The following is a 9,632-nucleotide window of genomic DNA, read 5'->3' as shown; positions in this document are numbered from 1 at the left end:
ACAATACCGAATTTAAAAGGAAATGATTAGATGGGGTTTACCGCCAGCTTACCATCGATGAAGCGATGCATCTTGAGTGGGTTTGTGCTCAAGTGCCAGAGTTAGCATTAGACTTGGAATTAGAAATAACGGAGCTTGAGAAGGCGAACTATCGCGCAGATCACCCTGTTATTTCGGCGTTCTACGATGCATTGGTGTATTGGTTTAACATTCCAGTGCATCACTTCTAATGCTCTTTAACGAGGGCGCGCTGATGAATTCATTATTGGATGGCGATGAACACCGGCTTGATGTCGAAGTTCATGTTTCGGTTGGGTATAAAGGTGCTTGCCTAGTTACGCTTGAAGGGAGTTGGGGTAAGGAGTACGTTGCAGTGCTTCCTTGCTTTGATGAGGTGAAGAGAGTAGCGAATTTAGCGTTAAATCCCATCGTCGGCGGGTTTCAGTCTGCCACGATCACTGAAACCACTGATGCTATAACACATGAATGTGCTGAAGAATGGTTGTAAAACCGCCAAACACAAATACACTGATGACACCAAATAGCCCGATAACATGATGATGTTATCGGGTTTTTTCATTCATGGACGTCAGCTAAGTGCCTTTCGAGTGCAGAGACCAATCGGCAGTGTTCATCCGCCGTGAAGGGCTCAGCACTTTCTAAGATGGTGGCTCTTAATATTCGCTTGGTGGTTTCCTGTGACGTGTGGAGATACTGCTGGGTGACGAACATGAGTTTGGAAAACGAGGGGTGATTGAGAACGAGTGGTTTACGACCGTGAACTCGCAACTCAAATCGTTCGAGGACATAGTCATCTTCATCATCCTCTAAGCACACCCAAGGATCGTGATTGTCTCGCATTTGGATAACGCTCTATCGTACTGGATGGGGAGGTGGTGTATTTATCTTAGCACCTTCCATGGCGCGAAGATAAATCAGCACTTTGAAGGAAGGTTAACATCATCACGCGCTGTGATGTTTGTTCAGTGTTAGAGTTCGCCTCGATCACGGTCAGGTTTGCCGTTTTGGTCAAAATAGCGCACCTTACATTTCGGAAAGCCACTGCATCCCCACCAAAATGATCCTTCTTTCTTGGCAGGTCTTCGCACAAGCGGATTGCCACACTGTTTGCAGAACTCTTCTGTGCTTGGCACAACACTCTGGCGTGGCTTGGGGTTGAAGTTTGGTTTACCGTTGTCGTCAGGGAACGTCGTCTTACAGTCAGGGTAGCGATTGCAGGCATGAAATGGTCCATGTTTGCCAGGGCGTTTAATGAGCGAGCCTTGCTGGCAGGTTGGGCAAGTCACGCCGCTGCGCTTCACGAAAGGCACACCGTGTGTTTTGACGTGCTCGACTTGGAGATGGATATACTTGTTTACGTCACTTAAGAACGATTCAATATTGAGCTGCTGCTTCGAAATCTTATCTAAGCTGCCCTCCCAAATAGCGGAAATGTCTGGCCGTACAATCTCATCAGGGAGGAGGGCGCAGAACTCTTGTCCCGCTTCCGTCGTTTTGTAGACCGGGTTTTTGTAGCCTTTTTCTTTGCCTAAGCGAACAAGGTGTGTCAGCTTACCTACCTTTTCAATATGCCCGCTTCGCGTGGCTTCTGTCCCGATGGAGCCGTTTTCCCCGGCCGTGTCTTTGTCTTTCGCCTCCAGTGTTTTGCGCAATTCGGGGTCTTTAATGAATTTGGCCGCTTGGGTCATGGCTTTCAGTAGGCTTGCATCGTCAAAGTATTTCGGTGGTTTGGTTTCACGCTGCTCCATATCCACTTGTGTACACGAGCCTTGCGTACCTTTGACCATCGAGGTGAGATCTAGGGCGTTTTGATTCGGTTCGTCTTGATGTTCACCTTTAAATAGCACTTCCCACCCTTGTTTGCTGAGTGTGGTTTGGGTGGCACGGTAGCAGCGACCGGTGCAATCCACATCGAGCGCCACTTTGTCGCGTACGGAGCCAGGATAGAACAACGCAATAAAGCGTTTGGCCACCAATTCATACAGGTTGCGCTCACGGTCGTTAAGCTCGATACCCGCGCCGCTTTTCTCGGTAGGTACAATCGCGTGGTGCGCTTCTATTTTGCTGGCATTAAAGGCTTTGTGACTGGAGGTCGTCGCGGCGTGTTCAATGGCGGTATCAAGGTGTGACAGTGTCCCTTTTATGGCCGCAAAGATACTGGAACGGTTCTCCAGATGCGCATCGGAAAGGTACTGGTTATCACTGCGCGGATAGGTCAGCAGTTTGTGCTTCTCATACAGCCCTTGCAAAGTATCTAGCACGTCTTTCGGTTTATAGCCCCATCGCTTTGACGCTTCAATTTGCAGCTTTGACAGGTTGAATGGCATTGGTGGTTGGCGGTGTTCTGTCTTTTGTTCAATGCTGGAGATATGAGCACTTGCTCCGGTGTCCGCTTCTTTAGTTGCCGCGACTTCCAGTGACGAAATCATACGACCTTTGTCATCGAGCTCGAATGCTTCATCAGGAATGAGCTTGCCTTTGATGATGTTGCCACCCATATCAAAGTGACCAAATAACTCGTAGTAAAAGCTTTTCTGGTGATTGAGGTTTGCCAAGGTGCGCTCGTTAATCATGCCTATCATAGCCGTAATGACTCGGCCAATATTGAGCACTTCATCAAAACCTTTCTCTCTCGCTTTAAGGGTATAGGCGCGAGTCAGGTTATAACCGAAGGTTTGGTCGGCGATAGCGCGAGCTAACGCTTTTTGGGTCAGTGGTTGGAAGTGTTCATTCGGCTGTAAGTTTGCCAGCGCAGCTTTCACCGGCTTATCGTTCAAATCGGCAATCAAGACACGTTGCACCGGCTTGGTGTTGCTCGCATAGGTCAGCACCTCATCGACCAACAAACAACCTTCCGGGTCGGGGTCGCCTGCGTGAACAATACTGTCTGCTTTGTCTATCCAGCTCAGCACGACTTTGAGTTGCTTCGCTGCGCCCTGGCGCGGCTTCATTCTTGGCGGGTAGTGTGTGCTCAAAGGTAGGTACGACAAGGCCCATTTTTTATGTTCAATGTTGTAATCTTCTGGGTCGCACAGGGCAAGTAAGTGACCGACGCACCACGTCACCACCTCTTGGCCATGTTGATAGTATCCGTCTTTTTTCTCGGTGTTAACGTCACCGCCGAGACCTTTAAAGATGGCCGCCGCCAACGACGGCTTTTCTGCAATAAATACGCGCATAACGTTTTCTCCAGATGTCAGTGTCCCTCGATGCTCTGCATCGATAGGGAGGCGTGAGTGATGAAATTATTGAAGGGTGAGGGTTTTGAGTTCGTCGAGCGTGAAGATACGCACGAGCTTTGAACGGTAATGTTCAAACGGGTGTTTGGATTCGCTGAAAGGAATGTATTCAATGCGGTCAAAGCGCTTGATTAATAGCTGGCGAATGTCGTCATTGAGCACCACATAAAACACCGCGCTCCAGTATTTTTTCTTTTGCGCGAGAATGTGGCTTTTAAGGATTGAGCGATAACGAGAGACCGTTTTTAGAGTGCGCTCTGTTTCAATGGCGATGGTAAATCCGTTAGGTGCTGTGATGGTGGCATCTGGGCGATGTTCGACATCATATTCTTTTCGAAACGAATATTGATCGGCGTTACGCCAGTTCGTCCAGCCATTCCGCTGCAAATAAATCTGTGCTTTTTGATTCATGAGCTTGTGCTCCAGCGTGCCGAATTTTACGCGGTAAGGATCGAATGCACGAAAATCTTCGTTGATGTTCTGAATGTTTTGCATCAGTCCTAAATCGGTGATCCCCCAGATTGAAATTTTACCGGTTTGAAATTCAAACTCATGTTTGTGGATATAGCCAAGGCCTACCAGTTTATTGAGCAACCGATATAAGGGATTTTTGTCCTTGTACTCCAGTAGCAGCATTAAAATTTCGAAGTTTGTGTATGACTCTTCTTTAAGGAATTGGATCACAGTCGCCATTTTTTCATAATGTCTTTGGTAGCGGTCAGCCTTTGAGGTGATCAATTGGCTCATATTGAAGCCTCCGCTTCTTTGCGCACTTTATGAAAAGAAAGACAGGTAACATTCACTTGGTTGAGGTTTCGAGTGATCTGTTTCGCCATTTTATTGCGTCGTCGATCGTATTCTGTTTCGGTGAGCTCGCCGTTCAATCTTGCCTTGTAAAGCGTGTCGAAATAACGGTCTGCGGCCATAAATACTTTCATGAGCATGACACTGCCAGGTGTGTATAAACGTTGTTCTGTTTCTGCCTCTTGGAACGCTTGAGTGGAGTGTGTGTTGATGTCGAGTTCGCCGATGTTATTAATGAAGTTTCGGTGGCGTTGATTGATGTCGTCACGTAGTGATCGTGTTTTTTCTAACAAACTTTCGGCAGTGACCTTCGCCAGTTGTGTTGTCACGTTTTGAGCGGGTCGTGATGCGAAGGCTTCCACAGAAAAAAGACTTTGATAAACAAAAAGCCCGTCAATAGGTTTATCTAATGGACGGGCTCGATTGGTGTAGGTTTTATGATCCCAGAGAGACAGCAGTCGTTTAGTGCGTAGTTCCATTGGATAATGCCTCCTGTTTAGGTTGAGGTTTCTTTTTTGGCGTCCAGTTGTCGTCCATTGGGTGGACAACAACCGGTATCCCCATCAGTTCAATATCTTCTAATGCATACTCTTGGCTGTTACCCAAAATGGTTGTAGGCACCGTGACACGTTTTTCTTCTTGTTGTGAACCGAGCAATATTTTTCGTTTGATGTAGCGAAACCATGAGTGCCATTGTCTGGTGTTGACTATCATTTTTTGAGTCCTTCGATTTGTCGTTCTAACGTTTTAACTGCTGCCTCTATTTCCTTTTGTGATTGAATTGCCTCTGTCGGGTTCTTGTTAGGGGGCAGAGGAGTGACCGCATCCAGATCAAATTCTTCATTAGTGTCGAGAGTTTCTGTTTCTGAGAGCGACGCTGTTTCAACTTCAATGTTGTTCTCTTCTCCGATATCTTGGCGCTTTTTAGAAGCTGGCGCTTCATTGTGTTCTTCGACTTTTTCATCGTCACTGGCGGTATGAGCTTGCGTTTCATCAAACGTGACGAGGGTTTGTTTTTGTACTTTGATCGGCGCAATCAAGGATGGCTTGGGAACGTCATTGGTTGTGAAGATATAGCTGACAAAGTCGGGTAGGTTGAGCAACATGTTGGTATCGACATATTGCCTCTCGGCCATTCTAATGTTGCGCTTGTCATCGACCACTTCATTGAGCGTTTTGCTGGATTCGACATAGCGAGTTTCGTCATCCACCAAGATGGTGCCGGACATTTTAGACACCCATTCGGCGGTGTCGGGATCTTGTAAGCGATACACCAATTTGAACTTGGTATTCTCGACCACTGCGCCAACCACGGCATCACCGTTAAGATCAGCCGGACAGTCTTTTAAATCGGCAACCGATTGGTGGGCAAGAAGCATGTGCACCCCTTTGTCACGTGCGGCGCCCAAGCCTTCCATTGCTGGTTTTGAAATGTGGTATTTCAATTCATCCAGGAAGATAGCAATGGGACGCGGCTTACCCGCCACACGGTCGCGCATTTCAGCAAGCTGAAATAAACGGATTAAGATCATCTTCTGCGTGATCAATATCTTCGAATTGCGCATTGAGCCAATGACGTAACAACAGCCACCATGGTCGAACACATCTTGCAGTCGCATGCCGCCAACCGCATTAATGGACTCGACTAACGAGAGTTCTTCAAGTTTGCCGTAGAACGCTTTGATGGTGTCTTCAATACCTTGAACATAGAGTGAACTGAACAGTCCTTTGAATGACTGGCGCTCTTCTTCCGTTGCCTTCATTGGGGCTTCTCTGGCCGCTTTTCTGTCGTCGATACGATAGAAATCAGCCACGTCGCCTTTCTCGGCAAGGCTGAATCCAGCCACCATTATCTCTTCGATTTGTTCCGGCGTTGCATCCGCTAAGAGATCGAGTTGAGGCGCTTTTTTATTCAGGTCAATCAGGTAGAAAGGTTTGCCCGCTTTTTCACAGGCGTACTTCATCAAATGCGGTGCCCATTCATCATTTTTAGGATCCATCACAAACACGCCTTCATCAGCAAGGATAAGTTGATACAAGATCAATCCTGAGGCGACCCCTTTACCGGCACCCGTGGTGCCGATGATGTCCGCGTGCTGTTTTTGGAAGTCAGCCAGTGGGATGTATTGCGGTTGATGTTCGCGATCCAATCCGACAAACACACCTTTATTGAGATCAATGTAGTCTTCGGGATCGTACGCCAGCGTTTCCGGTAAAAAGTGTTTTACCGTGCGCACATCGGTGCGTTCATCACGCGCCATTTGCGTGCGTTTGGTGAACGTAGATTTAAGCTGGTTCAGATGCGGTGTTGCGACTCGGCGAATGGCAATGTGGGTGCCCGCACCAACGAAGAACAGCGGAATATAGAAGTACGAGATAAACGGATACACCAATTCTGAAACGGGTACGTAGCTGGCGGTTTGTACCACCGCAATCAGTGTTGGGATGGTGACGTTGGCGAGTGTCCCAAACAAAAAAAGCAAGATCGCAACGAAGATAAACAGGCGTCGCAATAGGGATCCTTTTTCGTTTTTTTCCGGCTTGTCAAAGTAGATCGTTGGGGCGATCAAACCGGAGAGAAAACTGAGTACGCTGGCATAGTAAAACGTCAGCAAATACAGTTGAGAGAGTGCCAGTAAAGACAGATCTAAAATGGGATTGATGATCATATCAAACATGATATTGATGCTCCTTAGTTGAATATCATCGGCTACAGTTATCGACTACTCATATCGGCTACAGGGTGTAGCCGATATGAGTAGCCGATGGATGCCCAGGCCTTTACGCTGAACGCTCCAAGGCATGGGGTTATCCCGAAAGGGATAATCATCTCAAAAGCTGCGCTTTTTCAATGGATTAGAAAACAATGCCCTCGTCCTGAACGTCCTCACGCCTTGCTTTCCAATCTAAAGTCAAAAGAAGCCGAAAACCGCCTCGCTACGCGAGACCAAGCCCCTCTGGAAGGTGAATTAACACTCATTTGGCAGTCGGCGAGCTCCTGTGCTCAAATTCGCGTTATTCAACTAACCAGACGAGCTTGGTCTCGCCTACTCAACGGTTTTCGGGGGCAAGCCCCCAAAACAAAATCGACCTCTGGGGAGGTCTCGCTTTAATCGCTGGACGCTGAGCGTTTTGTTTCGGCTCCCCCGCCTGAAACGGCGGTCGGGGACTCCCTTGTCTCAGGTTCTCCGCTGAACGCTACGACCCTAATTTTTCATTATCAATCAAGCCCCGCAGAGGGGGCACTCGGGCGATTGAATGAAATTAGGGCTAGCAATCTAGGCGCACTCAAAGCAGAGCTTTTCGTTTGCTGAGATTGAAAAAAAAGCCCGCGCTGTTTCGCTCAATTTGTCTTGCCAAAGTGGGGCGTGGAACGCCGGAATCCACACTTTGGCGGCGACGCATTTCGCGTTTTTGCTGGCGGACTTTTTTAAGCGCTCACTCCTCGTGCATCGAATTTTCCTTTCTCTTTAACAATCCTTTGGGATTGAAATTTGAAAGTAAAATTGACACGAGACGTTCACGAAAGGACAACACGTCCCATCCTCAAGGATGGTCATGTTGCGTGTTCGTCATTGCCGCTATTTAACAATCCTAGGGGATTGAAATGGCGCAATGAATGGTGCGCGTGAAGCGCGCATTGAGAGAGGGGAAGAGACGGTGTTGTGGCGAAAAAACGAAGTTAGGATTGCGCGATAAAGTCCGAAAGTTCGAAGCCTTCATCGAGTAAACTTTGCAACTCCGCGGGCACCTCACCCACGCCATCCCACGTTTTGTTGTCACCATAAACGTAGGTGTTTGATGGCGTGTTGGTGCCGCTTTTGCTTGCCTTACGAGGTTTCTTTTTCGGCTTCATTAGATCACACAACTTGTCAAAGTCGAGTCCCTTATTAATGATTTGCTCGCGCATCGCTTCGAGCTCTTGGCGCTCTTGCTGCTCTCGCTCGGCTTGTATTTGAGCTTCCAGTTCTTTCTCTTGTTTGAACTCAGTAATGACCGTTAAGACGCGTTCAAGCTGCTCAACACTGGCGTGTTTGAGCACCGTTTTCGCTTGTCTTGGGTTGCTGAGTTTTTTGAGGATGTCTTGCATAATGTAGTTCGCTTTTGGTTGATGCTTAGGTCTGAGCACTGAATCACTTCTCCATCTTTCCACAATCGGCTGGAAATAAATCCTGGGGGGTTCCAGTCTTCCTCATGATGGATAGTTGGATAAGTGAGACCGTGGATTTCAAACGTTTGGAGTGACAAATATGAGTAATAGTGTCTGCTTGAAAGTGGTATTTGTATAATGCTTGCTTTTATTTCCCTTACTCAATGGAATTTAACGGATTCAGCACATTCTTCGCACCAAGTACCGACCACATTAACGTTCTTAGGTTGCACCGTTGATTCGTTCTCGATGTGCTCTGTTTGCTTACTTAAAGTAATCATTGTTTCGACAACGTGAATATCACGCAGACATCTATCGCATTGGCAAAAAACTGTTTTAGACACTTAAATACTCCTTTTTTTTGTAACCATGCTTCTCTGCAAGAGCGATCACTTTTTCTTTTTCGTCATCTGGTAAAGACTTTAAAAGTGCATCTACGGATGCTTGAAAGCGTTTACTGTAGTTCCCAAAGACGAGACCTTGGCAAGCTTGCACGGCTAATTTTTCGATGAGTGATGGGTAGTTCGGAAATGTACCTTTATTCATTCTCATTTCATTTATGCGGGTTGTTGATTTGGAAAAAGTTAGTTGTTGAATTAATGTCATTGCTTTATGTGCTTTGATACTCATATAAAGGTGTGAACTAATGAAAAGAACCAAAGTATTATTTGCTTACTGCCATGAGCTTGAGCGCAGCATTTCCATAGACCAAGCTAGGGCTGAATACTTCTCTCAAAAACCAGAAAAGAGGAAGCGATTCAAATTTTCATGCAGTGACCGAAATTGTGGTGTGCTTATAAGTGGTGTTAATTATCACGTAATGGCGGAAGAGGGAGTTAAGTACCAAACGGCTCACTTTCGCTCACCATATGAACATCAGCCTGGATGCGAGTGGATTAAATTTACAGATGCTATGGAACCGGACCAATCTGAAGAAGTATCTGGTGAAGAATGTAATGAAAGAAAAGCTCGTAAAAAACTAAAGGATCATATTAATCACTTCACCCCTTGGACAGAATCAGATGGAGACCTAGGAACCGAGCACGGTGAGTCTGGTTTATCTATCCATTCACCAGGATTTTTGGCTCAGCATCGTGAACCTCGTGATAAAAAAGATCATCATCGATGGCAACGATATACCAGAACCAATCAGTTACAGCGGCTAATTGATACGTGGCAAGACGCTAAAACTAATTTATCGGATGATGAATTTCGGTTACTCAAACTTTATGTTGAAGGTTATGGACAGCTCCCTCTATACCGATATGTGACGCACATTCGTTATGGGCTTGAAAATCGATATAAGGGTGTTGTTTATGGTGGCGCTTTATTGAAAAAGCGTTACGGTCGTGGTTTTCTGCTTCAATTCTTCGATAAAAATGATGGCAAAACTGTCAATTTGTATGTCAGTAAAGAGC

The 9,632-nt window shown here is 46.6% G+C and carries 13 protein-coding genes; 4 read left to right on the top strand and 9 right to left on the bottom strand.

Annotated elements, in window-relative coordinates:
- Nucleotides 1-65: 65 nt before the first annotated feature.
- Entirely contained in the window at nt 66-230 is a 165-nt protein-coding gene (locus tag AAFM34_RS19150; RefSeq protein ID WP_341665613.1) for a hypothetical protein, read from the top strand.
- Nucleotides 231-253: 23 nt separating this feature from the next.
- Entirely contained in the window at nt 254-508 is a 255-nt protein-coding gene (locus AAFM34_RS19145) for a hypothetical protein (RefSeq protein WP_341665612.1), read from the top strand.
- Nucleotides 509-576: 68 nt separating this feature from the next.
- Here AAFM34_RS19145 and AAFM34_RS19140 read toward each other — a convergent pair whose 3' ends face one another.
- The 6 genes from AAFM34_RS19140 to AAFM34_RS19115 all read right to left on the bottom strand — a co-directional run bounded on the left by AAFM34_RS19140 (nt 577) and on the right by AAFM34_RS19115 (nt 6,742).
- The gene (locus tag AAFM34_RS19140; protein ID WP_102388105.1) at nt 577-861 is read right to left on the bottom strand and encodes a hypothetical protein; all 285 of its coding nucleotides are present in this window, start codon (nt 859-861) and stop codon (nt 577-579) included.
- Between the two features lie 128 nt (nt 862-989).
- On the bottom strand, nt 990-3,200 hold the full coding sequence (locus tag AAFM34_RS19135; RefSeq protein ID WP_341665611.1) for a DNA topoisomerase: 2,211 nt from the start codon (nt 3,198-3,200) through the stop codon (nt 990-992).
- 66 nt (nt 3,201-3,266) lie between these two features.
- Nucleotides 3,267-4,007, bottom strand: coding sequence for a MobC family replication-relaxation protein (gene mobC, locus AAFM34_RS19130; RefSeq protein WP_341665610.1), 741 nt, complete (start codon nt 4,005-4,007; stop codon nt 3,267-3,269).
- Nucleotides 4,004-4,543 (bottom strand): DUF1845 domain-containing protein, encoded by a 540-nt coding sequence (locus tag AAFM34_RS19125; RefSeq protein ID WP_341665609.1) that lies wholly within the window; start codon nt 4,541-4,543, stop codon nt 4,004-4,006. Before AAFM34_RS19125 ends, mobC begins: the two co-directional genes overlap by 4 nt.
- Nucleotides 4,527-4,778 (bottom strand): hypothetical protein, encoded by a 252-nt coding sequence (locus AAFM34_RS19120; RefSeq protein ID WP_341665608.1) that lies wholly within the window; start codon nt 4,776-4,778, stop codon nt 4,527-4,529. Before AAFM34_RS19120 ends, AAFM34_RS19125 begins: the two co-directional genes overlap by 17 nt.
- Complete coding sequence (locus AAFM34_RS19115) at nt 4,775-6,742, bottom strand: type IV secretory system conjugative DNA transfer family protein (protein ID WP_341665607.1); 1,968 nt, start codon at nt 6,740-6,742, stop codon at nt 4,775-4,777. Before AAFM34_RS19115 ends, AAFM34_RS19120 begins: the two co-directional genes overlap by 4 nt.
- Nucleotides 6,743-6,829: 87 nt before the next feature.
- Here AAFM34_RS19115 and AAFM34_RS19110 point away from each other — a divergent pair, with 87 nt between their 5' ends.
- A complete protein-coding gene (locus tag AAFM34_RS19110; RefSeq protein WP_341665606.1) occupies nt 6,830-7,177 on the top strand; it encodes a hypothetical protein in 348 nt (115 codons plus the stop codon).
- Nucleotides 7,178-7,746: 569 nt separating this feature from the next.
- On the opposite strand, the gene AAFM34_RS19105 is transcribed toward AAFM34_RS19110, so the two are convergent.
- The 3 genes from AAFM34_RS19105 to AAFM34_RS19095 form a co-directional block, all read right to left on the bottom strand.
- Nucleotides 7,747-8,193, bottom strand: coding sequence for an H-NS family nucleoid-associated regulatory protein (locus tag AAFM34_RS19105; RefSeq protein ID WP_258070780.1), 447 nt, complete (start codon nt 8,191-8,193; stop codon nt 7,747-7,749).
- Between the two features lie 182 nt (nt 8,194-8,375).
- Nucleotides 8,376-8,558, bottom strand: a complete 183-nt coding sequence (locus AAFM34_RS19100) for a hypothetical protein (protein ID WP_104037627.1) — start codon at nt 8,556-8,558, stop codon at nt 8,376-8,378.
- Nucleotides 8,551-8,760, bottom strand: a complete 210-nt coding sequence (locus AAFM34_RS19095; RefSeq protein WP_341665601.1) for a hypothetical protein — start codon at nt 8,758-8,760, stop codon at nt 8,551-8,553. Before AAFM34_RS19095 ends, AAFM34_RS19100 begins: the two co-directional genes overlap by 8 nt.
- 100 nt (nt 8,761-8,860) lie before the next feature.
- Between AAFM34_RS19095 and AAFM34_RS19090 the strand changes: the two genes are divergently transcribed.
- Nucleotides 8,861-9,632, top strand: a 772-nt coding sequence (locus tag AAFM34_RS19090) for a hypothetical protein (RefSeq protein WP_341665599.1), incomplete at its 3' end; no start/stop codon positions are given.

It is taken from the genome of Vibrio sp., assembly GCF_038138445.1.
GTDB lineage: Bacteria > Pseudomonadota > Gammaproteobacteria > Enterobacterales > Vibrionaceae > Vibrio.
Note: the sequence above shows the minus strand (reverse complement) of the source record. Positions and strands in the feature narration are given on the sequence as shown.

Bases quoted from the DNA above. Each gene is read 5' to 3' on its own strand.
- AAFM34_RS19150 (WP_341665613.1), top strand. From the start codon at position 66: ATGCATCTTGAGTGGGTTTGTGCTCAAGTGCCAGAGTTAGCATTAGAC.
- AAFM34_RS19145 (WP_341665612.1), top strand. From the start codon at position 254: ATGAATTCATTATTGGATGGCGATGAACACCGGCTTGATGTCGAAGTT.
- AAFM34_RS19140 (WP_102388105.1), bottom strand. From the start codon at position 861: ATGCGAGACAATCACGATCCTTGGGTGTGCTTAGAGGATGATGAAGAT.
- AAFM34_RS19135 (WP_341665611.1), bottom strand. From the start codon at position 3,200: ATGCGCGTATTTATTGCAGAAAAGCCGTCGTTGGCGGCGGCCATCTTT.
- mobC (WP_341665610.1), bottom strand. From the start codon at position 4,007: ATGAGCCAATTGATCACCTCAAAGGCTGACCGCTACCAAAGACATTAT.
- AAFM34_RS19125 (WP_341665609.1), bottom strand. From the start codon at position 4,543: ATGGAACTACGCACTAAACGACTGCTGTCTCTCTGGGATCATAAAACC.
- AAFM34_RS19120 (WP_341665608.1), bottom strand. From the start codon at position 4,778: ATGATAGTCAACACCAGACAATGGCACTCATGGTTTCGCTACATCAAA.
- AAFM34_RS19115 (WP_341665607.1), bottom strand. From the start codon at position 6,742: ATGTTTGATATGATCATCAATCCCATTTTAGATCTGTCTTTACTGGCA.
- AAFM34_RS19110 (WP_341665606.1), top strand. From the start codon at position 6,830: ATGGATGCCCAGGCCTTTACGCTGAACGCTCCAAGGCATGGGGTTATC.
- AAFM34_RS19095 (WP_341665601.1), bottom strand. From the start codon at position 8,760: ATGAATAAAGGTACATTTCCGAACTACCCATCACTCATCGAAAAATTA.